The following is a 23,146-nucleotide window of genomic DNA, read 5'->3' as shown; positions in this document are numbered from 1 at the left end:
TCGGGGGCGCCCGCTAGTCTCGAGTAGGGTGAGACGCCGCCGCGCGCCGCCGCCCATGTCGAGATCAGGCGTGCCTCGCACGCCGTGAGCTGGGAGAACGACCCTGTGACTGCTTCTGCCGAGTCCCTGTACGGGGCAAACGACCTCACCCATCTGGAAGGTCTGGAAGCGGTCCGGAAGCGGCCCGGCATGTACATCGGGTCCACCGACAGCCGGGGCATCAACCACCTGTTCTCCGAGGTGGTGGACAACTCCACCGACGAGGGCGTCGCCGGGTACGCCACGAAGGTGGTGGTCACCCTGCACGCCGACGGCAGCGTCCAGGTCGACGACGACGGCCGCGGCATCCCCACCGGGGTGCACGCCAAGTCCGGGCTGTCCGGGGTGGAGCTGGTGCTCACCCGGCTGCACGCGGGCGGCAAGTTCGGCGGGTCCGGCTACAAGACCTCCGGCGGCCTGCACGGCGTCGGCGCCTCGGCGGTGAACGCGCTGTCGCACCGCTTCGACGTGACCGTCAAGCAGGACGGCAAGATCCACCAGATGTCCTTCGCGCACGGGAAACCGGGCACGTTCGACGGGCCGGGCCCGAAGGCGAAGTTCACCCCGCGGTCCGGCCTGCAGGTGACCGGCAAGATGAAGCGCGGCGAGCGCACCGGGACGTCCATCCGGTACTGGTACGACGCGCGTTACTTCGAGAACGGCGCCGCGCTGGACACCGAGGCCGTGCGGATGAAGCTGCGCAACACCGCGTTCCTGGTGCCCGGCGTCACCTACGTGCTGCGCACCGCGGTGGACGACTCGATCAGCGAGGAGACCTTCCACTTCCCCAACGGCCTGCAGGACATGGTCGAGTTCCTCGCCCCGGACAACGAAAAGCCGGTCTCCGGCACGCTGCTGATCACCGGTGAGGGCACCTACCGGGAGAACGCCGCCGACCAGAACGGCGTGATGCAGTCCAAAGTGGAGCGCCGCGCCGAGGTGGAGGTGGCGCTGCGCTGGGGCACCGGGTACGAGCGCACGGTGGAGTGCTTCAGCAACACCATCCGCAACGTGCACGGCGGTACGCACAAGCGCGGGTTCGACCGCGCCGTGGTGAAGGCGGTCAACGAGGCGGTGTCGAAGACCCGCGGGCTGCTCAAGCCCAAGGAGGACCCGCCGACCATCGAGGACGTGCTCGAGGGCATGACCGCGGTGATCCACGTGCGCATCCCGGAGCCGCAGTTCACCTCGCAGACCAAGGACGAGCTGTCCACCGCGGGCATCACCAAGGTGATCCAGGGTGTGGTCGAGCGCCACATCAAGGCGTGGACCGAGGATCGCCGGACCAAGACCGAAGCCAAGACGGTGCTGCAGAAGATCGTCGACGCCTCGCGCGTGCGGCTGACCCAGAAGCAGCAGAAGGACGCCGCGCGCCGCAAGACCGCGCTCGAGGGCGCCGCGATGCCGCCGAAGCTGGTCGACTGCCGGTCCACCGGGGTGTCCCGCGCCGAGCTGTTCCTCGTGGAGGGTGACAGCGCCCTCGGCTCGGCCCGAATGGCCCGAGTGTCGGAATACCAGGCGCTGCTTCCGTTGCGCGGCAAGATCCTCAACGTGCAGAAGGCCAGTCTCGGCGACACGCTGAAGAACGCCGAGATCGCCTCCATCGTGCAGGTGCTCGGTGCCGGTACCGGCCGCACCTTCGACCTGCCGTCGATGCGCTACGGCCGGGTCATCCTGATGGCCGACGCCGATGTGGACGGTTCGCACATCCGGACCCTGCTGATCACCCTGTTCGCCAAGTACATGCGGCCGGTGATCGAGGACGGCAGGCTCTACGCCGCGATGCCGCCGCTGCACAAGGTGGTCACCAAGGGCCGCAACCCGGAGACCATCTTCACCTTCACCCAGCGGGAGATGGAGAGCACGGTGGCCAGGCTGGAGGCGGCGGGCAAGCAGATCGTCACCCCGGTGCCGCGGTTCAAGGGCCTCGGCGAGATGGACGCCGACGAGCTGTGGGAGACCACGATGAACCCGGCCACCCGCTCGGTCCGCCGGATCACCCTCGACGACGCCGAAGCCGCCGAAGCCGCGCTCGAACTGCTGATGGGCGAGAAGGTCGAACCGCGCCGCAACTGGCTCGTCGAGTCCTCGCACCGGGTCGACCAGGAAGCCATCGACGCCTGACCCGCGTCGATCTACTAGGAGAGAAATGGCTCGCCGCAAGGGAACCACGACCAAGATCGACCCGTCGGCCTTCGACCGCGCCGGGGCGAACGTCTACGACAACCCGGTCAAGACCGAGATCGAGGACTCGTACCTCGAATACGCCTACTCGGTCATCCACTCGCGCGCCCTGCCCGACGCGCGTGACGGGTTGAAGCCGGTGCACCGCCGGATCCTGTTCTCGATGAACGAGAACGGCTACCGGCCCACGCACGCGTACGTGAAGTCCTCGCGCGTGGTCGGCGACGTGATGGGCAAGTACCACCCGCACGGCGACACCGCGATCTACGACGCGATGGTCCGCATGGCGCAGGACTTCTCGATGAACGTGCCGCTGGTCGACGGGCACGGCAACTTCGGCAGCCCGGACGACGGACCGGCGGCCAGCCGGTACACCGAGGCGCGGATGTCGCGCGAAGCCATGCTCCTGGTCGGCGAACTCGGCGAGGACACCGTCGACTTCCGGCCCAACTACGACGGTTCGCTGGCCGAGCCGTCGGTGCTGCCGGCGGCGTACCCGAACCTGCTGGTGAACGGGACCTCCGGGATCGCCGTCGGCATGGCGACGAACATGATCCCGCACAACATGTTCGAGGTGATCACCGCCGCGCGCTGGCTGATCAACCACCCGAACGCCACGCTGGACAAGCTGATGGAGTTCGTGCCGGGGCCCGACCTGCCCACCGGCGGCATGCTGCTCGGCCTGGACGAGGTGCGCAAGGCGTACGAGACCGGCCGCGGCGTGGTCCGCATGCGCGCCAAGGTGGAGACCGGCCCGCTCGAGGGCAGCCGCGGCCGCCAGGCGATCACCGTCACCGAACTGCCCTACGGCGTCGGCACCGAGCGGATCATCGAGAAGATCACCGACGAGGTCAACAAGTCCAAGCGGCTCACCGGCATCGCCGACGTCAAGGACCTGACCGACCGCGAGAACGGCACCCGGCTGGTGATCGAGTGCAAGGTCGGGGTCAATCCGCAGGCGCTGCTGGCCGACCTGTACCGGCTCACCCCGCTGGAGCAGTCCTTCGGCATCAACAACCTGGTGCTGGTCGACGGCCAGCCGCGCACGCTCGGGCTCAAGGCGCTGCTGGAGGTGTTCCTGGCGCACCGGTACGAGGTGGTCACCCGGCGGACGAGGTACCGCCGCCGCAAGCGCGAGGAGCGGCTGCACCTGGTCGAGGGCCTGCTCAAGGCGCTGCTGAACATCGACAAGGTGATCAAGCTGATCCGGGGCAGCGAGAACGCGCAGGCCGCGAAGGACGGCCTGATGCAGCAGTTCAAGCTGTCCGAGATCCAGGCCACCTACATCCTGGACACCCCGCTGCGCCGGCTGACCAAGTACGACCGGCTGGAGCTGGAGGCCGAGCAGGACAAGCTGCGCGAGGAGATCGCGGAGCTGACCAAGATCCTCGAAGACGAGTCCGTGCTGAAGAAGGTGGTCTCCGCCGAACTGGGCAAGATCGCCAAGGAGTTCTCCAGCGAGCGCCGCACCGCGCTGATCGACGGTGATCTCAAGGAGGTGCTCGCCGCCTCGAAGCCGGCCGGGCCGCTGGAGGTCGCCGACGACCCGTGCCAGGTGATCCTGTCCGCCACCGGGCTGGTGGCGCGCACCGCGGCCGAGTCGGAGGAGGTCTCGGAGGGCCGCCGCCGCAACGGCCGCGCCCGGCACGACGCGGTCGCCGCCGTGGTGCACTCCACCGCGCGCGGGCAGATCCTGCTCGTCACCAGTCGCGGGCGGGCGTTCAAGACCGACGTGCTGCCGTTGCCGGTGCTGCCGGAGCAGGTGGGCACGGTGTCGTTGCGCGGGGGAATGGCGGCCAGTGAGCTGGTGCCGCTGGAGAAGGGCGAGCGGGTGATCGGCGTGGCGCCGTTGGGCGAGCAGGCGGCCGGTTCGCCGGGGCTCGCGCTCGGCACACGCAACGGAGTGGTGAAGGTCTGCGCGCCGGAATGGCCGGTGCGGTCCGACGAGTTCGAGGTGATCTCGCTCAAGGACGGTGACGAGGTGGTCGGCGCGACTTGGCTGACCGACGGTTCGGAGTCCCTGGCTTTCCTGACCTCGCAGGCTTCACTGCTGCGGTACGCGTCGTCGCTGGTCCGGCCGCAGGGGCTCAAGGGTGGCGGCATGGCGGGGATCAACGTGGGCGCGGACGCGCACGTAGTCTTCTTCGGCGCGCTGCGCACCGATGACGGCGAGCACGGCGAGCCGATGGTGGTCACCGCGACCGGGCAGAGCGTGAAGGTCACCCCGTTCGAGGAGTACCCGGCGAAGGGGCGCGGGACCGGTGGTGTGCGCACGCACCGGTTCCTGAAGGGTGAAACGGCGTTGGCCGTCGGCTGGATCGGTCCGCGTCCCGCGGGTTCGTCGTCCAGCGGTTCGCCGGTCGAACTCCCCGAAGTGGACCTGCGCCGGGATGGTTCCGGCGCCGCGCACCCCGGCCCGGACGTCGTCGGCCACCTGATCGAACGAGGCTGATGCCACGACTGCGGCTTCCGGAGCGTTGCCACTCCGGAAGCCGCAGTCGTGTTGTCCGGTGCTAGATACTGTTCGCGGCCGAGGCGATGGCCGAGGCGAAGGTGCTCACCTCGGTGTAGACGCCCGGCTTCTGCGCCAGTGCGCAGCCCTCGCCCCAGCTGGTGATGCCCACCTGGATCCAGGCGTTGTTGGCGTCGCGGCGGAACATCGGGCCGCCCGAGTCGCCCTGGCAGGTGTCGGTGCCACCGGTGGCCCACACGCCCGCGCAGATCTCGGCGGAGGCGATCAGGCCGGAGTAGCTGCCACCGGCCGACTTGCACTGGGTGTCGCTGATGAACGGCACCTTGGCCTTGAGCAGGTACCGCTGCTGCGCCCCGCCCTGGGTGGCGGCGCCCCAGCCGGCGATGTCGAAGGTGCCGCTGTTGTAGCTGGTGTTCGTCGCGATCGGCAGGGTCGGGATGTTGTTCACCGGCGAGGCCAGCTTGATCAGGGCCCAGTCACCACCGGTGGAGGTCGGGTACGTCGGCGACCGGTACACATAGGTCGACTTCACCTTGATGGCGCTGGAGCTCTGCAGGTCCACCACCCCGAGCGTGGCGGTGATGCTGGTGTTCGCGCCGGTCCGGCTGACACAGTGCGCCGCGGTCAGCACGACGTTCGGCTTGTACAGCGCGCCGCCGCAGCCCATCGAGAGCCGCACCATCCAGGGGAACTCGCCCTGCGCCGCCGGGGTGCCGCCGACCACGGTCGGCTGCACGCCACCGTCCGGCGTCGGGGGCGCGGCCACCGCCGGCGCGGTGGCGAGACCGAACGCCGTCGCGGCGCCGGCCACGACGATCGCGGATTTTTTGAGCAGACTGGCCCACCTGCTGGTCTTCATCGGGCATTCCTTCCGGTGTCCGCGGGGTGCGGGAGGAGGAGGAGATGTGTGACCGTTTGACTACAGCAGAATTGATTCCCGGGAAGTACCGACTTTCCGGTGGTTTTTTCCCGGTAACGTGCCCACTGGTCTCTGTGGGTGACTTGCCATGGCCAACAGGCCAGGTCAGCCACACTTCAGCCGGGCTTTGGCCGCCCCGGTACCCTGCCGCGGGCCCTGGTTTCAGGCACGTTAAAACTGTGAAATACCGACGGTTGACACTCGCGCGAAGATTCATTCCCGAGCGAAAGTTTCCGGACGCGGAAGATCCTCTTGGGCGACTGCGGCGAGTGCGCGGATTCGGGTGGTTTCGCCGGAGGTGCGCCAGATCAGGCCCCAGTGCACCGGGGGAGTGTTCCGGAAGGGGGCAAAGCGCAGTGAAGGACGGGCGAAGTAGTCCGCGGCGTGGGCGGCCAGCGGGCAGATGCCCGCACCGGTGGAGATGGCGGAGAGCAGTTCTTGGGAGGTCCGCACCGGTTCCCCTCGATGCACGGGGTGGCCGTCCGGGGTGTACCAGGGGTCGTCCTGCCAGTACGGGGCCGGTGGGCGGGCCGCGCGGAGAACGGTGTCGCGCGCCAGGTCCTCCAGGGTGACGAATTCCTTGCGGGCAAAAGGATGCTTTGCCGAAACCGCCAGCACCATTGGTTCACTGTAGACAGTCGGGCCGGTGGTGATGCCAGGTTCGTCTGCCGGGAGCAGGGTGATCAGGGCGTCCACTTCGCCGTCGCGGAGGATGGCGAGTGGGTCGGCGAAGTCGGCTTCGCGGATCTGCACCGCGCACCCGGGATTCTCCTGGCGGAACTTGTCCAAAGTGGACGAGATCAGATCGGCGACACCGGGCGCTTCGAAGCCCAGGCGCAGCTCGCCGGTGACGCCGCGGCCTGCCGCCTTCGCGCGGGCGAGGCCTTCCTCGATGCGGCGGTAGGCCGGTCGCAGGTCGCCGCGCAGGCGCTCGCCGATCGGGGTCAGCGCGACCCGGCGGCTGGTCCGCTCGAACAGCGGGGCGCCGATCTGCCGCTCCGCCTTCCTGATCGACTGGCTCACCCGTGCCTGCGAAACCCGCAGCCGCTCGGCGGTCCGGCCGAAGTGCAGCTCCTCGGCCAGCACCAGGAAGATCTCGATCTCGCGCAGTTCCACGGATCGATAATAGAGAGGTTATCGAGCGTTGCGTCGATCGACATTGTTCTGCCTGCTCAGCGCGGCGAGAGTGGAGTCATCACCGAAGAAGGAGCCACGATGAACCACCACCTGGTCCGCGCCACCGAAGCCGAAACCCTGACCGGCGATCCCGGTGCGCTGATCGAGCTGCTCGCCGACACCGGCACCACCGGCGGCGCACTCACCGCGAACCGCACGATCTTCCGCACCGGCGCCGACGGTGCGCCACCGCACTTCCACACCAAGGCGTCCGAGCTGTTCTTCGTGCTCGACGGCGAGTTGGAGGTCCTGCTCGGTGAGGAGGTCGTGATCCTCAAGAAGGGTGACCTGCTGGTGGTGCCGCCGCACACCCCGCACGCGTTCGGCGCCGTAGAAGGCAAGGAAGCCGACGTGCTTTTTGTCTTCGCCCCCGCGATGGGCCGGTTCGACTACTACCGCCTGCTCGACCGCGTGCACCGCGGTGAAACCGAGCCGAAGGAGATCGGCGCCTCCCAGGAGCGCTTCGACAACCACTACGTCGACAGCCCGGAGTGGCGCAAGGCCCGGTCACACTGAAATGAGCCTGCCGAGGGTGAGCCGGGCGGTGAGCAGTTTGCCGAGCACCTTGCCCGGACCCCGGCGCGGCAGCGTGGCGAGCCGCGGCGCCAGTCGTGGCAGCCGCCGGTGCCCGCCCGCGGCCACGATCCGCGCGGCGGTCAGCGCGGCGAGCCGGTGCGTGTCGAGCGCGCTGTGCCCGGTGTCCGCCAGTGGCACCAGAACCCCGTCCGGCGCCAGCGAAGCGACGCGGGCGGCGATCGAGCGCGGGGTGCGGATGTCGTTGTCACCGGAGAGCACGGCCACCGGCCAGTGGAACCGGCGCAGCGCGGTGGTCAGGTCGAACGGCTCCCCGCGGAACGGCGGATACCGCGGCGCCAGGTCGGCGAAGCAGAGGTTCACGTCGAGCGGCTTGCCGTCCGGCTTCGGCGCGAATCCCAGCTCACCGAAGGCGATCGCGCCGACCAGGTCGAACTCCATCACGAACCGGTTGACCTTCGTGGTCTCCAGCTCGCCGAGCCCGTTGAGCCACTGCCACACACCCTCGCCGCGACCGCTGGCCATCAGCTTCAGCAGCTGCTCGACCTGCCGCTTGCCACCGAATTCGTGGACCACCTGGAGCACCTGCCCGGTCTCCTCCGGCGCCACGATCCCGGCGTCGAGCAGGTCGGCCAGCGGACCGTCGAGATAGAGCGCGCGCAGGGCGGCCCGCTGCGCGTGGTCGTCGTCGGCGGACAGCATCGGCGAATCGAGCACCATCGACTGGACGCGGCCGGGATGCCGCACGCCGAGCCCCTGCGCGAGGTACGTGCCGTACGACGAGCCGTACACCTCCGCCCGCCGCACCCCGCAGTCGTCGAGCACGGCGGCCAGGTCCTCGACCACCTGCTCGACGGTCAGCGCGGAGAACGGCAGATCGTCGCCGTTGTCGTCGGTGCGCGACAGCCCGACCCCGCGGTGCTCGACCATCACCACGTCGAGCCCGCGCGCGGCGGCCTCCTTGCGCAGGTGGTGGTACGGCAGGATCGACGCCAGCCCCGGCCCGCCGGGCACCACCAGCAGCGGGCAGCCACCCGGTGGCCCGGCGCGCACGTAGTGCAGGTCGAACGAGCGCCCGTCGCCGATGGGACGGCGCAGCCGGTGCACTCCCGGCATGGCGGCGACCCGGGCGCGCAGGGCTTCCCCCTTGATCATCGTCGACCTCCTGCGGTCGAACATAGCAAGGGAGCGCGGGGGCGGCGCTGGTCAATCCAGGTGCGAAAGCACGAGTGCGGCCATCACCGCCGGGTCGCCGTCCTCCGGGCGCAGCACGATGTCCGGCGCGTCCGGGGCGTCGTACGGGTCGTCGATGCCGGTGAAACCGGTGATCTGCCCGGCACGCGCCTTGGCGTACATGCCCTTCGGGTCGCGGGCCTCGCAGATTTCCAGCGGGGTGTCCACAAAAACCTCGATGAACGGCAGCCCGGCGAGTTCGTGCGCGGCCCGCACCTTCGCCCGGTCGGCGGTGTACGGGCTGATCAGCGAAACCACGGCGACCACCCCGGCGTCGGCGAACAGCTTCGCCACCTCGCCCGCCCGCCGCACGTTTTCGGCGCGGTCCTCGGCACCGAAGCCGAGTCCGGCGTTGATGCCGGTCCGCAGGTTGTCGCCGTCGAGCAGGTAGGCGGGCCGCCCGGCGTCGACGAGCAGCCGCTCGATCTCCACGGCCACCGACGACTTGCCGGAGCCGGACAGGCCGGTCAGCCAGATCGTGGCGCCACGCGTGCCGCGTTCCTCCCTGGCCACCGCGGTCGCCTGCCAGACCACGTCGGCGGTGCCGCCCGGGGCGAGGATCGTGCCGGCGGCGACCGTGCCGCCGGTCTGCTCGTCGATCAGGATGAAGCCGCCGGTGGCCCGGTTGCGGCGGTACTCGTCGAAGAACAGCGGCTCCTGCGTGCGCAGGCTGATCCGGCCGATTTCGTTGAGTGCCAGCGAATCCGCGTGCTCTTCGCGGTGCAGGGTGGTGATGTCCAGCCGGTAGTCGACCGAGCGCACCAGCGTTCTGGTGCTGCGCGTGGTGTGCTTGATGACGAACTTCGTGCCGGGGGTGAGTTCGGTGCGGTCGGTCAGCCAGCAGACCATCGCGTCGAGTTCCTGGCTCGCGTGCGGCTGGTTGCGCGGGCGGCAGATCAGGTCGCCGCGGCCGACGTCCAGCTCGCCGTCGAGTTGCACGGTCACGGCTTGCGGTGGGAACGCCTCGGCCAGTGGCTCGCCACCGGGCCCGGAGATCGCCGAAATGGTGGTTTTGGTGCGTGACGGCAACACGAGCACCTCGTCGCCGGGCTTGAACACCCCGCCCGCGATCGTGCCCGCGTAGCCGCGGAAGTAGCCGTCCTCCTGCTGGCGCCGGATCACGTACTGCACCGGGAGCCGCGCGTCGATCAGGTTCCGGTCCGAGGCGACGTGCACCTCCTCCAGGTGGTGCAGCAGCGAAGTTCCTTCGTACCAAGGCATCGCGGTGCCGCGGTGCACCACGTTGTCGCCGGTGAGCGCGGACATCGGGACGAAGGTCAGGTCGTGCACGTCCAGTTTGGCGGCGAACCGGCCGAACTCGGCGCGCAGTTCGTCGAACCGGTCGCGCGACCAGTCCACCAGGTCCATTTTGTTCACGCACAGCACCAGGTGCGGAATTCCCAGCAGTGAAGCCAGGAACGCGTGCCGCCGCGACTGCTCGAGAATGCCCTTGCGCGCGTCGACGAGGATGAGCGCGAGGTCCGCGGTGGACGCGCCGGTGACCATGTTGCGCGTGTACTGGATGTGGCCGGGGGTGTCGGCGATGATGAACTTCCGCCTGGGCGTGGCGAAGTAGCGGTGCGCGACGTCGATGGTGATGCCCTGCTCGCGCTCGGCGCGCAGGCCGTCGGTGAGCAGCGCTAGGTTCGGCTGGTCCTCGCCGCGTTCGCGGCTGGTGCGCTCGACCGCGGCGAGCTGGTCGGTGAACAGGGCCTTCGAGTCGAACAGCAGCCTGCCGATGAGCGTGGACTTGCCGTCGTCCACGCTGCCCGCGGTGGCGATCCGCAGCAGTTCGGTCATCAGAAGTACCCCTCCCGCTTGCGGTCTTCCATGCCCGCCTCGGAAATCCGGTCGTCGGCGCGGGTGGCACCGCGTTCGGTGACCCGGCTCGCGGCGACTTCGGCGACCACCGCCTCCGGGGTCGCGGCGGTCGAGGCGACGCACCCGGTGCAGGTCGCGTCGCCGACCGTGCGGAAGCGGACCAGCGCCTCGTACGGTTGCTCGCCGGCGCGCGGGCTCAGGTGCGGGCCGACGGCGAGCAGCATGCCGTCGCGCTGGAAGACCTGCCGCCGGTGCGCGTAGTACAGCGGCGGCAGCTCGATCGACTCGTCCGCGATGTACTGCCAGATGTCCAGTTCGGTCCAGTTGGACAGCGGGAACACGCGGATGTGCTCGCCCGGCCGATGCTTGCCGTTGTAGAGGTTCCACAGTTCCGGCCGCTGGTTGCGAGGGTCCCACTGGCCGAACTCGTCGCGGAAGCTGAACACTCGCTCCTTGGCGCGTGCCTTTTCCTCGTCGCGACGGGCGCCGCCGAAAACCGCGTCGAACCTGTTCTCGCTGATCGCCCGGAGCAGGGTGGTGGTCTGCAGCCGGTTGCGACTGGGCTCGTCGGCCACGCGCCCGGCGTCGATGTCGTCCTGCACGCGGGCGACCGCCAGCCGTACGCCGAGTTCCGCCACCGTGCGGTCGCGGAACTCGAGCACCTCGGCGAAGTTGTGCCCGGTGTCCACGTGCAGCACCCCGAACGGCAGCGGGGCGGGCCAGAAGGCGCGGGTGGCCAGGTGCAGGAGGACCACGGAGTCCTTGCCGCCGGAGAAGAGGAGGACTGGCCGCTCGAAGGTGGCCGCCACCTCGCGCAGGATGTGCACCGCTTCGGCTTCGAGCGCTCGCAGGTGGGTCAGCTGGTAGGTGCCCGCCGCCATCGACCACGCTCCTCCGCCATCGGGTAGAACGTGTTCTAATTTGCCACCGGGGTGGTGGCTTGGTCAATGGGCAACCCCGGGTTGCGGTTGTCGACGCACGGGTGAGGCTTCGTGACGCCGGGGTCCGGCTGCCGGCTCACTAGCCGTAAGGCCTCAGCTCGTCGGCGGTATGCTTGGTTGCTGACCGACATGCCCTCGATACTGGTAGTGATGTTTGCCGGTACGGAAGGTAGCCTGACGGCGTATCTTTTCGCGGAGTTGCACGCCCTCGGTCGACGGGCTGGGGTCCGCGGAGAGGTCGACTCCGCGAAGAGGTGAGCGATCATGTCGCAGCCATACGACGACTTGCCCATAGGCAAGAGGATTTTCCGCGAGCGCGACCGGATCGGCATGTCCAGGGCAGTGCTTGGCGGGCTGGTCGGTAAGAGCGGCGAATGGGTAAAGGCCGTCGAGAACGGACGCCTCCAAGTTCCCCGCCTGCAGATGCTGCTGCGGATCGCCGATGCGCTCGGCTTGAAGGATCTCGCGGTGCTCACCGGTAATGGCTACGCGGTGCCGGTGACGGTGTTCGCCGGTGACCGGCACGCCGCCCTTTCCGAAGTGCGGGCCGCGCTCACCGAGTACCGCGTCACGCCGACCGACCGGACTCCGGATGTGGCGCACCTGGCCATCCGCCTCCGAGACGCATGGATGGTGCGACACTCCTCGCCGGATCACCGGACCCGCTTGGGCACCTTGCTGCCTGGCTTGATCCGGGACGCCCAACTCGCCGCGCGCACCATCCGCGGTGATGACCGACGCGACGCACGTCGCGTTCTCGCTGGCGTCTACCAGCTCGCCGACTTCTACGTGGCCTACCAGCCCGCCCCGGAGCTGGTGTGGATGGTCGCCGACCGGGCGCTCACCGAGGGCCAGGAGGCGGACGACCCCTACGTGATCGCCGGTGGCGCCTGGGCCATGGTGCAGGCACTTCGAGATTCCGGTCGCTGGGACGAAGCGATCAGCCTCGCCGACGATGCCGCTGGACAACTCCGGCCCTACTTGGAGTCCGGACCAGACGACTGGCGCGGCATGGTCGGCGCGCTCGAAGCGGAGATCGCCTACGTGCACGCGCGTCGCGGGCGGCATGGAGACGCGTGGGCGCACTGGGAGCGAGCCTCCGAAGTCGCACAGCGACTCGGACCGGGCTACAGGCACACGCAATCGTCGTTCTCCCAGGCTGTGCTCGGGGCGCACGCCACCACACTCGGAGTGGAGTTGCGACGCGCCGGCGAAGCGCTCCGCGCCGCTGACCGCTTCGATCCCGACAGCATCCCGTCCCTGGCGCGGCGCAGTCGGCACCTGATCGAGATCGCCCGCGCGCATCACCAACGGGGTGAGAAGGCTGCCGCCTGGGCGCTGCTGAACCGTTCCGAGCAGACTGCGTCAGAAACCATCCGGTACAACGGCTTCGCCCGGGAAATGCTGCTGGATCTGAGGAAACGACCGCCATCAGGTCTGCGGGAGGACGTGCTCGACCTCTGCGACCGGGTGGGAATCGCCAGTTAGCGCGTTCGAGTGAGGGTACAAAACGTACCCACTGCCCCTCGGGCTCGATCTTAGCGTCACCTCCTGATCACGGGAGGTGTGCGAGGTGGGTGCGAGACTGGAGCTCGGCGGTGCCGAGCAACTGGCGCCGGCATCTGGGGATTTGCCGACGGTCGGTGAACTGCCGGTGGCGCGGTGGGAGGATCCGGCGAGCTTTGCCGCCGCGCTGCGCTGGTGGCGGTCCTGCCGCAGGTGCCGAACGGTGGGCCGATCGATCTTCGACGCCCTGTTGCACCAGCGGCAGTGTCGAGGTGAGTGCGGTCCGGACTGGCCGACCGAGGACGCGGACGACGTCCGGTGAGCAGTGGCAACTCCGGCGCGGGAGATCGCGACATCCGACGGCGCGCTGTGGACGACACCTCGGGCAGAGAGGCGCGCGACGATTCGCCGCAAGCCGTGCTGGACGACTTCGCGGCCGCGGGCCTCTTCAAGCCGTCGCCATGGGCCACGCCTGACGAAGTAGCAGCGGACTGCGAGCCCCTCGATTCGCAGAAACCGGGGCACCCGTGACGTTCCAGGTCGAACTCGGGCGAAACCTGCGCATCGCGCGGGTGGGACTCAAGCTTTCCCGCGAGGACGTGGCCGAGCGCATGTTGAGCCAGCCGTCCGCTGGCACGATCGGCGCCTGGGAGTCGGGGACACGTCAGATCCCGCTCGACCGGCTCGTGGACTACTGCCGGGTGGTCGGCCAGCCAGTGTCGACCGTGTGGCCGACGGAAGGTCAGCAAAATGCAGGTGATCCATGCCCCACGCCTGCGAGATGTCGACGATCCGCAACTGAAACCGCTCGCTGTGTGGGCGAAGGCTTACGGCAACGAGCTGATCCGGCTCACGCCCGACGCCATCAACGCAGCGGCGGCCCTGTGTGAAGTATCGCCGGACTGGTTACAACGACGGCTGCTGAAACTCCAGCGTTTCTAATCCGCGCCCGCCTCGCACCTTCTCATCAGAAACAGAGCCGAGTGAGCAACCAGCACGCACCGAAACCGCACTGCGGTACCAAGCCCACGCCGATCACCACCCCGGAAGGGCATCGACCTGATCTCGGCGCTCTGCTCAAACAGCTCCGCGAGTGGGCGGGTGCCACCCGCCAGGAAGCGGCCGACATCCTCGGATGCACCACCTCGAAAATCGGCGATCTGGAAAACGCGCGCTCGAACCCGAAACCCGCCGAAGCAGAACGTCTGCTGGAGAGGTACGCGGTTCCAGCAGCTCAACGAGCACAGATCATGGCGCATGTGCGGCAGCGGCCCAGGCGCACACCACGCGGCACCCACAGCAATTCGGCGGTTCCGCCGCAGCTTCGCCGAATCGTGGAATTCGAGGCCCAGGCAGTTGCCGCCTGCTACTACTCCAATGAGCTGATACCGGCCCCGTTGCAGACGAAGTCCTACGCCGAAGCGCTGATCTCGTGCACCGAATCGAACACCGCCAAGGTCGCGAATCTGGCGAGCTTCCAAGCCGACCGCGCCCGTCTTCTCCACGAGCCTTCCGGCAGATCGCCATTGCGATACCGCTGCTTCCTCGGTGAGGCCGTACTACACACCAAGATCGGCAACGACGCCGTCATGCTCGAACAACTCACCCACCTGCGGGCCCTCGCCACGAACTTGCCGAACCTCGAACTCCACCTCGTGCCGTTCGGTCTCGGTAGTCACGTACTGCTGGGCTTCTCCCCGACGCTCTACTACTTCAGGAAGCCAGCTCCGCCACAACTCTTCTCCGAGGCGCCCGGATATCGCTTCACACGCCACCACGCCGAGACAACCCGACGAGCAATCGCGGCCTTCGACCAGCTCGCGGCAACGGCCCCGAACCGACGAGACACCGTCGCTCAACTGGCTCGCCAACTCAGTGCCACGGTCATGCCAGGGCAACTTCCACAGCATCGCTGATCAATCCGACTGTGCTGCTAGCGGACTCCTCTCGGGCGGAACTGGATGCTGATCCGCGGCCCGACCGGCTTGCTCGTCTTCGGGATGGCGTGCTCCCAGGTGCGCTGGCAAGAACCACCCATCACGATCAGGTCGCCGTGGCCCAACGGCCGCTTCACGGGTTCGCCGCCGTTTCGGGGGCGTAGGGCGAGGGTCCGCGGGGCACCGACGGACACGATCGCCACCATCGTGTCCTCAGTGCTCCCGCGGCCGATGGTGTCACCGTGCCAGGCGACGCTGTCCCGGCCGTCGCGGTAATAACACAACCCGGCGGTGCGGAACGGTTCGCCGAGTTCGGCGGCGTAGTGCGCGCTCAGCTCCCGCCGCGCGGAGGTGAGCACGGGGTGCGGCAGCGGCTGTGATTCCTCGTAGAAGCACAGCAACCGCGGCACGTCGACGATGCGCTCGTACATCCACCGCTGCTCGCCGTACCAGGGCACCTCGTGCACCAGCCGCTCGAACAGCTCGCTCGCCCCGGTGAGCCACCCGGGCAGCACATCGATCCACGCGCCGTCGCCGAGCGTGGTGCGCTCGATGGCGTCGAGCGGGCGCAGCCCGATCTCGGCCGCGGTGTCGAAGAGAGACCCCTGGAGCTCAGTGGACATGCCTCCGACCATACACGAAGATCGAACACATGTTCTACTGGTCGAGCCGGTAACCCACGTTCCGCACGGTGTGGATCAGGGGCGGGTTCCGCAGCTTCCGCCGCAGCTGGGCGATCACCACGTCCAGCACGTTCGACGCCGGATCGGCCATCTCGTCCCACGCGCTCCTGATCAGCTCGGCCCGCCGCACCGGCTGCCCGTCCGCGGCCAGCAGCAGTCGCAGCACGGTGAACTCCTTGCCGGTCAACGTGAGCAGCACCCCGCCTCGGCGCACCTCGTGCCGCCCGGTGTCCAGTTCGAGATCGCCCCGCCGCAGCACGGGCGGCGGACCGGCGCCCGCGCGGCGGCACAGGCTCCCCACCCGCGCCACCAGTTCCGGCACGGCGAACGGCTTGACCACGTAGTCGTCCCCGCCGTCGCGCAGGCCCGCGATCCGCTCCGAAACCGCGTCCATCGCGGTCAGGAACAGGACCGGGACCGCCCACCCCGACTGCCGCCGCGACCGCACGTAGTCCAGCGAGTCACCGCCGGGCAGCTTCCGGTCGAACACCACGCAGTCGTAGGAGTTGACGTACAGCGCCTCGTCCGCCGCCGGGAGATCGGCCGCCGCGTCGACCGCGAAACCGGTGCCGCGCAAGGCGGCGGCCACCGCCGTCCGGAGATCTTCATCGTCCTCGACCACCAGCACACGCACCCACCGAGAGTACGGGAGCCGGTTCCGGGGTACCGGCGGGCAGCCACCCCCGGTCCGCCGCCCGCGCGCCGGCCTGGAACCGGCTGCGCGCGCCGAGCCGCAGCATCAGGTCCGCCGCGGTCCGCCGGACGGTCCGCACCGAGATGCCCAGCCGCAGCGCCGCCGACTCGTCGGTGCTGCCGCTCGACAGCAGCGCCAGCAGTTCCCGTTCGCGTTCGGACGGCTGTTCTTCACCGCGTGGCGGGGAAACCGCCCAGATCCGCTCGAACAGCTCGACCGTCGTGCTGACCACGCCGGGCAGTTCGAACACGGCGAACCCGTTGCGCTCGGCGGGCAGCACGGCGAAGTGGCGGTCCACCACCAGCGCGTCCGTCGGCACCTCCGGCGCGGTGCGGATCTCCGCGCCGGGCGGCAGCGCGAACTCACCGGGGCACAGCACGCGGTAGGCGACTCCGCGCCGCAGGTTGTACCGGTCGACTTCGCGCGGCCTGGCCAGCGCCAGCGAACCGGTGCTCAGCACCAGCACCTCGGTGGTGGCGGTGGCCAGCAGCCCGGCCAGTTCCCGGTTCCCCCGGGTCAGGATGGCGACCCCCATCTCACGCCACCCTGGCCGGGAGACCCGTGGCGGCCACCGACCGGACCGCCGGATGACAGGCGTAGACCTCGCCCGCGCGCGGATCGAGCAGGTGCCGGTCGGCCAGTGCCTCCAGCGCCCGCCCCGCCTCCGCGCGGCTCAGCCCCGCCAGCTTCGCGGCCAGTCGCACGTCCACTTCGGCGTACCGGCCGAGCCCGGTGAACAGCCGCCGTTCGGGTTCGGTGAGCCGGCGGCAGCTCGGTTCGAGCAGTTCGGTCATGCCGGGCAGGCCGTCGGCGGCGAGTCGGGCGACCAGCCGTCCCACTGTCCATTGTGGACGTGACCGCAGCCGGGCGGCGGCGGTGCGGAGCACGGCGGGCAGGCCACCGCACAACCCGACGAGTTCCGCCACCGCCGCGGGTTCCGCGTCGGTCCGCCAGTCACCGACCTCGGTGCGGAACATCTCCGCCGCGGACCAGGCGTCCAGCGGCGCGAGGGTCAGCCCCCGCGTGCCCTCGACCGCCAGCGCCCGGTTCCGCGTGGTCACCAGCACCAGGCAGCCCTCCGTGCCCGGCAGCAGCGGGGTGACCTGTGCCGCGTCCGTCGCGTCGTCGAGCACCAGCAGCACCCGGCGCCCGGCCAGTTCACCGCGCCACAGCGCGGCACGTTCGTCCAGCTCGGCCGGGATGGCCGAATCCGGCACCCCGGCCGCGCGCAGCAGTCTGGCCAGCGCGTCTTCGGCGGAGAGCGGGGCGTGCGCACGCAGGTCGACGAACAGCCGCGCGTCGGGGTAGTCCGCGGCGACCTCGTGCGCGAACCGCACGGCCAGCGCGGTCTTGCCGACGCCGGGCATGCCGTCGACCACCAGCACCGGCACCGGGCCGCCGTGCCGCCGCCGCGACCGCAGGGCGTCCAGTTCGGACTCGCGCCCGGTCAGCGTCGGCAGGTCGCGGGGCAGGTCGTCGCACCGGCGGCGGCCGGCGGGCTCCAGTGCTTCGGCGAACGCGGCGTTCAGCTCGGGACCGGGTTCGATCCCCAGTTCCGCGGACAGCAGGGTCCGCGCCCGGCCGAAGGCGGACACGGCCTCGTCCCGCCTGCCCGCCCGGAGCAGCGCGCGCACCAGCCTGGCCCACGCGCCTTCGCGCAGCGGGTCCTCGTCGACGAGTTCGTGCAGCAGCGCGATGGCGTCGGAGAAACGGTTCCCGGCGAGCCACGCGTCGGCCAGGCCGATCCGGAGTTCGTGGCGGAGTTCCGCCAGCCGGGTGAGCACCGGCTCGGCGAACTCCGGGTCGAGCCCGTCGAACGGGCGGCCGCGCCAGCGGGCCAGCGCCTCGGTGTAGCGGCGGGCGGCTTCGTCGGCGTTGCCGTCGGCCAGCGCCTGCTTGGCCGCCCGGACCGCCTCGGCCGCCAGGTCGGTGTCGAGTTCCCCGCGGTCGACCCGCAGCCGGTACGCGCCCGGCCTGCTCTCGATCCGGTCGCCGGGCAGTGCCCGCCGCAGCTGCCAGATGTAGGTCTTGAGGTTGGCCTCGGCCGAAGCGGGCACGGCCTGTTCATGCCAGGTCGCGCCGATCAGCTGAGCCACACTGGTCCAGCCGTTAGGGTTCAGCAGCAGGGTGGCCAGCACCGTGGTCGGTTTCCTGGCCCCCAGCTCGAGCACAGCCCCGTCCGGCGTTTGTGCCTCGAGCGGCCCCAGCACCCGGAACAGCACGCCGCACCTCCTCGTTCGATGATCTGCGGCCCACCTTCCAACAGCACACATGAGGATTCGATGACAGCAACAGGCCAGGCGCGGGTGATGGTCGTCGAGGACGACGAGGATCTCCGGGTTGCGGTCGCGGCCGAGCTGCGCGCGGCCGGGCTCGACGTGGTCGTGGCGGATGACCTGGCCGGTGCCGGGCGGGTGCCGCCGCCGCTGGCCTGCGCGGTGTACGACCGGATGCTGCCCGACGGCGACGCGATCACCCACGTGCACCAGCGGCGGCAGTCGGGCTGGGCGGTGCCGGTGCTGTTCCTGACCGCGCGCGACACGCTCGCCGACCGCGTCGACGGCTTCTCCCACGGCGGGGACGACTACCTGGTCAAGCCGTTCGCGCCGGGGGAGCTGACCGCGCGGGTGCTGGCGCTGTGCCGCCGCGCGGGTGCCGGGCGGCCATCGGTCCTCCGGCACGCCGACCTCGAAGTGGACTGCGCGCGCCGCGAAGTCCGCCGGGGCGGGGTGCTGCTCACGCTCAGCGGCAAGGAGTTCGCCGTGCTCGAATACCTGGCCGCCCGTCCGGAGCAGGCGGTGCCGCGCGCCGAACTGCTGGAGCACTGCTGGGACGCCGAAGCCGATCCGATGTCCAATGTGGTCGACGTGGTGGTCCGGCGGTTGCGGCGCAAACTGCGTGAACCCGAGCTGATCCACACCGTGCGCGGCCGCGGCTACCGGCTGGCGGCCTCGTGAAGAGCGTTTCCGCGGAACGACTCCGCCGCCTGCGCGTACTGCTGACCCTGCTGTTCACCACGCTGAACGCGGCCGGGCTGATCTTGCTCGCGTGGCTGGTCGTGCAGTCCGACAGCGCGTACGGCGAACAACTGCTGGACGGCGAACTGAACCGCGTCACCTCCACCTCCGCCCGGCTGGTCCAGTACGGCGACGGCATCGTCACCGACTACATCGGCAAGGACGTGCTGAGCGACCAGTGCCCGCAGTTCGCCGTGCTCCCCGGTGGCGCGAAGCCGTTCGCGCCGTACTACAGCGCGCGCAACTGCATCGAAGTGGACCGCGCCCGACTGGACCAGCTCGCGACGCAGACCGTCACGGCGAACCGCGTGCTGCACACCTACGAGAACGACGGGGACGTACGCGTGCGCACCGAGGCGTTGCGCAACGAGTCCGGTCAGAACATCGGGGCCGTGGTCGCCTGGAGCGACGCGCGTGGGGTCGCCGCCGACCACCAGCGGCTGGTGCTGAGCGTCGCGGGTGGGTGCCTCGTGCTGATCGCCGCGGTCGCGCTCGCCGGGCACGCACTGGCCGGCCGGGCGCTGCGACCCGCCGCGGCGGCGCTCGAACAGCAGGAGCTGCTGCTCGCCGAGACCGCGCACGACCTGCGGACCCCGGTCGCCGCGCTGCGCGCACTGGCCGAGACCGCGCTGCGGCATCCCGACCAGCGCGCCGAACTGCTGCCGCGCACGGTCCGGCTGGCCGGCCGGATGGGCGGCATCATCGACGGGCTGCTGGTCCGCGCGCGGCTGGCGGCCGGGGTGGAGCAGCTGGCGATCCAGCCGGTCTGGCTGGACCAGCTGGTCACCGCACTGGTCGAGGAGACCCCGCACGAGGGCGCGCGCGTCACCGTGACCGCGGCGGCGACCAAGGTCTCCGCCGATCCAGCGCTGCTGCAACGGGCCATCGGCAACCTGCTGGACAACGCGCTGCGGTACGGGAAGCAGCCCGACCAGCCGGCGATCGTGCACATCACGGTGGCCGGCGGCCGGGTCACCGTGGCCGACCACGGGCCGGGGATCGACGCCTCGCTGACCGACGACGCCTTCGACCGGTTCAGCAGCGGGGGCGGTTCGTCCGGGCTCGGCCTGGCGATCGTGAGCTGGGTGGCGCAGTCGCACGGCGGCACGCTCACCGTCTACAACGCGGAGGAGGGCGGGGCGATCTTCGAGCTGGCCCTGCCGGTCATCCGCGACTGAATGTACCGGTAATGGACCGTTACTGGACCGGTTGGCCTATTCTCGCTGTGTGATGGCGAGGGGACGGGGCCGGGGCCGGTGGCGTGGTCGTTCGCCGCTGGTGATCACCGCGGTGGCGGTCACGACCGCGGTCGGCCTCGCCGTGTCCGGCGCGGCCAAGCCGGACGGCGGGATCGACTTCTTCCAGTCGGGCCACTGGGTGTTCAGCAACCTGCTCGGCACCGTGTTCCACATCGACGGCGCCAGCCGCAACGTCGACGCGCAGCTCGGCCTGCCCGGCGCCGATCCGGGCAGCCAGGTGGTACAGGGCGAGACCGGCGGTTACGTGGTCGGCGGCAACCGGATCATCGAGTTCGGCAAGTCCGATCTGGCCGTGGAGAAAACGATCACCCCGCCCGCCGACGAACGGCCGGTGGCACTGGAGGTCGCGGGCGGGCCGTACCTGGTGTACCGCCAGGCCGGGCAGATCGTCCGGCTCGGTGACGCCATGCTGACCGTGCCCGCCGGTGGCAAGCTGGGCGAACCGGTGGCCACCACCGGTGGTGATCTCTGGTTGCACCACACCGAAAGCAACGCGATCTGCGAGCTGGCGCGTGACGCCGACCGGCTCGACTGCCCGGCGAACGCGCCCAGCGGGCACACCGGCGGCCTGACCACCGTCGCCGACCACCCGGTTTTCATCGACACCTCCACCGACACCGTGCACCCGATCGAAGAAGACGGACTCGGGGAAGGCACCGCGCTCGGCGTCGACGCACCGCCGACCGCACGCTTCGCCTCGACCGACGTCGGCGGCCGGATCGCCGTGCTCGACGGGGCGGGCAAACGCATGCACCTGGTCGACGCCACACCCGCGAAGGCTTCGCCGGTCACCGTCAACCTGCCCGACGGGGACTACGCCGATGTCGCGTCCTCCGGTCAGTCCGTGGTGCTGCTGGATCGCGCCAAGAACCACGTGCACACCTACGACCGCGACGGCAAGCCGCGCAAGAGCACGCCGGTCCCGCCGAGCAAACCGCGGCTGTCGAAAGGCGAGGACTCGCGCGTGTACGTCGACAGCGACGACGGCGGCCACGTGCTGGTGGTGGACAACGACGGCGCGGTCAATCCGGTCGAGGTGACGCGCGAGAAGCAACCCGCGCCGCCCGTGCAGCCGCCACCGGAAACCCAGCCACAGCCGGAAACCCAGCCGCAGCCGCCGGTTCAGCAGCGCACGCCGCCCCCGGCGAAGCCGAAACCCCAGCCGCAGCAGCCGGAAAAGCCGGTCACACCACCGGCAAAACCGGCCAGCCCGCCGGGTGCACCGCCCGGGGTGAAGGCGACAGCCGGGAACGCCGCGATCACGGTCAACTGGGGTGCCGCGTCCCCGAACGGCGGTGCCGTGTCGAACTACCACATCGCCTGGACCTCCAGCGCGGGCAGCGGCGAGAAGACCGTCGGCGGTGGTGTCCGGTCGACCACGCTCAGCGGACTGGACAACGGCACCACCTACGTGATCACGGTGACCGCGCAGAACTCGGCGGGCCGCGGCGCCGGTGCCAAGTCCGCGGGCGTGACCCCGTCCGCGCCGAAGTCGATCACGATCTCGCGGGGCACGCCGGAGGCGTACAAGGACGAGTGCTCGCTACCCGATTGCGCGCTGATCCGGGTGGTGGCCAAGGGTTTCGACCCCGGCAGCCGCGTCCGGTTCACGCCGCACGCCAACTCCTCGTACACCAACGAGGGCAAGACCATGGAAATCGATCCGGACGGAACGGAGACCTTCGAGGCGTTCCACTTCGGACAGGTGGGCCGAACGGTGTGGGTCACCGCGGACGGCATCGAATCGAATCGCATCATCTGGGAGGAAGGGTGACCCAGCCGAAGTCGGCCGAGGTCTACGAACTGCTCGCCCGCAACGTGCAGCAGGTGATCAGGGGCAAGCCGGAGGTGGTGCGGCTGGCCATCACCGCGCTGCTCGCCGAAGGCCACCTGCTCGTCGAGGACGTGCCCGGCCTTGGCAAGACCACGCTCGCCCGTTGCCTCGCGCGCAGCGTGGGCGGTTCGTTCAGCCGGATCCAGTTCACGCCGGACCTGCTGCCGGGCGACATCACCGGCGTGATGGTGTACCACCAGAAGGAGGAGCGGTTCGAATTCCACGGCGGCGGCATCTTCGCCAACGTGGTGCTCGCCGACGAGATCAACCGCGGTACCCCTAAAACCCAGTCCGCGCTGCTCGAGGTGATGGCAGAGCGCACCGCGACGGTGGATTCGGTGCGGCACGAGGTGCCCCACCCCTTCATCGTGGTGGCCACGCAGAACCCGATCGAGATGGAGGGCACCTACCGGCTGCCCGAGGCCCAGCTCGACCGGTTCCTGATGCGGTTGTCGGTCGGGTACCCGGATCTCGACGCCGAGATCCTGGTGATCATGAGCGACTGCGCGGGAATCAGCCCCGAGGACCTGCCCGCCGTGGTGGATCTCGGGCGCCTGAAGGAGGCGATCGCGGAGGTGCGCGCGTCGCACATCGACCGCGAGGTGTGCGCGTACGCGGCCCGGCTCGCGGCGGCGACGAGGACGCACGCCGCGATCCGTTACGGGGCCAGCCCGCGCGGCAGCATCTCGCTCGTCCGCGCGGCGCAGGCCTACGCCGCCACCGCCGGCCGCCTCTTTGTCACCCCGGACGACATCAAGGACGTGGCGAAGCCGGTACTCGCGCACCGCCTCGTGCTGACCGCCGACGCCGAGTTGAACCAGCGCGGCGCCGAGGAGGTCCTCGACGAGATCCTGGCGGCCGTCCCGGTTCCGTCGGTCAACGCATCGGGACGGTGA

General features: G+C 69.9%; 20 protein-coding genes. 11 read left to right on the top strand and 9 right to left on the bottom strand.

Going from position 1 to position 23,146, the window contains the following annotated elements:
* Positions 1 to 105: 105 nt before the first annotated feature.
* Both YIM_RS40470 and YIM_RS40465 read left to right on the top strand, forming a co-directional pair.
* On the top strand, positions 106 to 2,163 hold the full coding sequence (locus tag YIM_RS40470; RefSeq protein ID WP_153035396.1) for a type IIA DNA topoisomerase subunit B: 2,058 nt from the start codon (positions 106 to 108) through the stop codon (positions 2,161 to 2,163).
* Between the two features lie 25 nt (positions 2,164 to 2,188).
* Positions 2,189 to 4,675 (top strand): DNA topoisomerase (ATP-hydrolyzing) subunit A, encoded by a 2,487-nt coding sequence (locus tag YIM_RS40465; RefSeq protein ID WP_153035395.1) that lies wholly within the window; start codon positions 2,189 to 2,191, stop codon positions 4,673 to 4,675.
* Between the two features lie 61 nt (positions 4,676 to 4,736).
* Here the strand turns inward: YIM_RS40465 and YIM_RS40460 are convergent, their stop codons facing one another.
* Together YIM_RS40460 and YIM_RS40455 are read right to left on the bottom strand one after the other, a co-directional pair.
* Positions 4,737 to 5,555, bottom strand: coding sequence for a trypsin-like serine protease (locus YIM_RS40460; RefSeq protein WP_153035394.1), 819 nt, complete (start codon positions 5,553 to 5,555; stop codon positions 4,737 to 4,739).
* A 273-nt stretch (positions 5,556 to 5,828) separates the two neighbouring features.
* The gene (locus tag YIM_RS40455) at positions 5,829 to 6,731 is read right to left on the bottom strand and encodes a LysR family transcriptional regulator (protein WP_153035393.1); all 903 of its coding nucleotides are present in this window, start codon (positions 6,729 to 6,731) and stop codon (positions 5,829 to 5,831) included.
* 99 nt (positions 6,732 to 6,830) lie between these two features.
* Here YIM_RS40455 and YIM_RS40450 point away from each other — a divergent pair, with 99 nt between their 5' ends.
* Positions 6,831 to 7,307 carry a cupin domain-containing protein gene (locus YIM_RS40450; protein WP_153035392.1) on the top strand — a complete coding sequence of 159 codons (477 nt, stop codon included), beginning with the start codon at positions 6,831 to 6,833 and terminating at the stop codon, positions 7,305 to 7,307.
* Here the strand turns inward: YIM_RS40450 and YIM_RS40445 are convergent.
* From YIM_RS40445 to cysD, 3 genes are read right to left on the bottom strand one after another with little or no spacing between them, the layout of a single operon-like run.
* Positions 7,299 to 8,480: an alpha/beta hydrolase gene (locus YIM_RS40445; protein WP_228004322.1), complete on the bottom strand. Its 1,182-nt coding sequence runs from the start codon at positions 8,478 to 8,480 to the stop codon at positions 7,299 to 7,301. The genes YIM_RS40450 and YIM_RS40445 overlap by 9 nt on opposite strands.
* Positions 8,481 to 8,531: 51 nt before the next feature.
* The gene (gene cysC / locus YIM_RS40440) at positions 8,532 to 10,358 is read right to left on the bottom strand and encodes an adenylyl-sulfate kinase (RefSeq protein WP_153035390.1); all 1,827 of its coding nucleotides are present in this window, start codon (positions 10,356 to 10,358) and stop codon (positions 8,532 to 8,534) included.
* Complete coding sequence (cysD, locus tag YIM_RS40435) at positions 10,358 to 11,260, bottom strand: sulfate adenylyltransferase subunit CysD (RefSeq protein WP_153035389.1); 903 nt, start codon at positions 11,258 to 11,260, stop codon at positions 10,358 to 10,360. Before cysD ends, cysC begins: the two co-directional genes overlap by 1 nt.
* A 324-nt stretch (positions 11,261 to 11,584) precedes the next feature.
* Between cysD and YIM_RS40430 the strand changes: the two genes are divergently transcribed.
* The 4 genes from YIM_RS40430 to YIM_RS40415 all read left to right on the top strand — a co-directional run bounded on the left by YIM_RS40430 (position 11,585) and on the right by YIM_RS40415 (position 14,742).
* Complete coding sequence (locus tag YIM_RS40430; protein ID WP_153035388.1) at positions 11,585 to 12,808, top strand: helix-turn-helix transcriptional regulator; 1,224 nt, start codon at positions 11,585 to 11,587, stop codon at positions 12,806 to 12,808.
* Between the two features lie 85 nt (positions 12,809 to 12,893).
* Positions 12,894 to 13,148 (top strand): hypothetical protein, encoded by a 255-nt coding sequence (locus YIM_RS40425; RefSeq protein WP_153035387.1) that lies wholly within the window; start codon positions 12,894 to 12,896, stop codon positions 13,146 to 13,148.
* A gap of 428 nt (positions 13,149 to 13,576) precedes the next feature.
* Entirely contained in the window at positions 13,577 to 13,768 is a 192-nt protein-coding gene (locus YIM_RS40420) for a hypothetical protein (RefSeq protein WP_153035386.1), read from the top strand.
* Positions 13,769 to 13,809: 41 nt separating this feature from the next.
* Positions 13,810 to 14,742 carry a helix-turn-helix transcriptional regulator gene (locus YIM_RS40415; RefSeq protein ID WP_194239910.1) on the top strand — a complete coding sequence of 311 codons (933 nt, stop codon included), beginning with the start codon at positions 13,810 to 13,812 and terminating at the stop codon, positions 14,740 to 14,742.
* A 17-nt stretch (positions 14,743 to 14,759) separates the two neighbouring features.
* On the opposite strand, the gene YIM_RS40410 is transcribed toward YIM_RS40415, so the two are convergent.
* The 4 genes from YIM_RS40410 to YIM_RS40395 are packed head-to-tail and all read right to left on the bottom strand — an operon-like array spanning position 14,760 to position 18,362.
* Positions 14,760 to 15,386 carry an alpha-ketoglutarate-dependent dioxygenase AlkB gene (locus YIM_RS40410; RefSeq protein WP_153035384.1) on the bottom strand — a complete coding sequence of 209 codons (627 nt, stop codon included), beginning with the start codon at positions 15,384 to 15,386 and terminating at the stop codon, positions 14,760 to 14,762.
* 34 nt (positions 15,387 to 15,420) lie between these two features.
* A complete protein-coding gene (locus YIM_RS40405) occupies positions 15,421 to 16,080 on the bottom strand; it encodes a response regulator transcription factor (protein WP_153035383.1) in 660 nt (219 codons plus the stop codon).
* Positions 16,052 to 16,675 carry a helix-turn-helix transcriptional regulator gene (locus YIM_RS40400; protein WP_153035382.1) on the bottom strand — a complete coding sequence of 208 codons (624 nt, stop codon included), beginning with the start codon at positions 16,673 to 16,675 and terminating at the stop codon, positions 16,052 to 16,054. The genes YIM_RS40405 and YIM_RS40400 overlap by 29 nt, the downstream gene beginning before the upstream one ends.
* A 1-nt stretch (position 16,676) precedes the next feature.
* Positions 16,677 to 18,362: a BTAD domain-containing putative transcriptional regulator gene (locus tag YIM_RS40395; protein WP_194239909.1), complete on the bottom strand. Its 1,686-nt coding sequence runs from the start codon at positions 18,360 to 18,362 to the stop codon at positions 16,677 to 16,679.
* Between the two features lie 60 nt (positions 18,363 to 18,422).
* Here YIM_RS40395 and YIM_RS40390 point away from each other — a divergent pair, with 60 nt between their 5' ends.
* Genes YIM_RS40390 through YIM_RS40375 form a run of 4 tightly spaced genes read left to right on the top strand, consistent with a single transcriptional unit; the run spans position 18,423 to position 23,146 of the window.
* The gene (locus YIM_RS40390) at positions 18,423 to 19,097 is read left to right on the top strand and encodes a response regulator transcription factor (RefSeq protein ID WP_228004321.1); all 675 of its coding nucleotides are present in this window, start codon (positions 18,423 to 18,425) and stop codon (positions 19,095 to 19,097) included.
* A complete protein-coding gene (locus YIM_RS40385) occupies positions 19,094 to 20,335 on the top strand; it encodes a sensor histidine kinase KdpD (protein ID WP_153035380.1) in 1,242 nt (413 codons plus the stop codon). Before YIM_RS40390 ends, YIM_RS40385 begins: the two co-directional genes overlap by 4 nt.
* 52 nt (positions 20,336 to 20,387) lie before the next feature.
* A complete protein-coding gene (locus YIM_RS40380) occupies positions 20,388 to 22,190 on the top strand; it encodes a fibronectin type III domain-containing protein (RefSeq protein ID WP_153035379.1) in 1,803 nt (600 codons plus the stop codon).
* Positions 22,187 to 23,146 (top strand): MoxR family ATPase, encoded by a 960-nt coding sequence (locus YIM_RS40375; RefSeq protein WP_153035378.1) that lies wholly within the window; start codon positions 22,187 to 22,189, stop codon positions 23,144 to 23,146. Before YIM_RS40380 ends, YIM_RS40375 begins: the two co-directional genes overlap by 4 nt.

The organism is Amycolatopsis sp. YIM 10, assembly GCF_009429145.1.
Lineage (GTDB): Bacteria > Actinomycetota > Actinomycetes > Mycobacteriales > Pseudonocardiaceae > Amycolatopsis.
This window is presented reverse-complemented; position numbering and strand designations above follow the sequence as displayed.

Coding starts and splice junctions, on each gene's coding strand:
- YIM_RS40465 (WP_153035395.1), top strand. CDS start 2,189: ATGGCTCGCCGCAAGGGAACCACGACCAAGATCGACCCGTCGGCCTTC.
- YIM_RS40460 (WP_153035394.1), bottom strand. CDS start 5,555: ATGAAGACCAGCAGGTGGGCCAGTCTGCTCAAAAAATCCGCGATCGTC.
- YIM_RS40450 (WP_153035392.1), top strand. CDS start 6,831: ATGAACCACCACCTGGTCCGCGCCACCGAAGCCGAAACCCTGACCGGC.
- YIM_RS40445 (WP_228004322.1), bottom strand. CDS start 8,480: ATGATCAAGGGGGAAGCCCTGCGCGCCCGGGTCGCCGCCATGCCGGGA.
- cysC (WP_153035390.1), bottom strand. CDS start 10,358: ATGACCGAACTGCTGCGGATCGCCACCGCGGGCAGCGTGGACGACGGC.
- cysD (WP_153035389.1), bottom strand. CDS start 11,260: ATGGCGGCGGGCACCTACCAGCTGACCCACCTGCGAGCGCTCGAAGCC.
- YIM_RS40430 (WP_153035388.1), top strand. CDS start 11,585: ATGTCGCAGCCATACGACGACTTGCCCATAGGCAAGAGGATTTTCCGC.
- YIM_RS40420 (WP_153035386.1), top strand. CDS start 13,577: ATGCAGGTGATCCATGCCCCACGCCTGCGAGATGTCGACGATCCGCAA.
- YIM_RS40410 (WP_153035384.1), bottom strand. CDS start 15,386: ATGTCCACTGAGCTCCAGGGGTCTCTCTTCGACACCGCGGCCGAGATC.
- YIM_RS40400 (WP_153035382.1), bottom strand. CDS start 16,675: ATGGGGGTCGCCATCCTGACCCGGGGGAACCGGGAACTGGCCGGGCTG.
- YIM_RS40390 (WP_228004321.1), top strand. CDS start 18,423: ATGACAGCAACAGGCCAGGCGCGGGTGATGGTCGTCGAGGACGACGAG.
- YIM_RS40380 (WP_153035379.1), top strand. CDS start 20,388: ATGGCGAGGGGACGGGGCCGGGGCCGGTGGCGTGGTCGTTCGCCGCTG.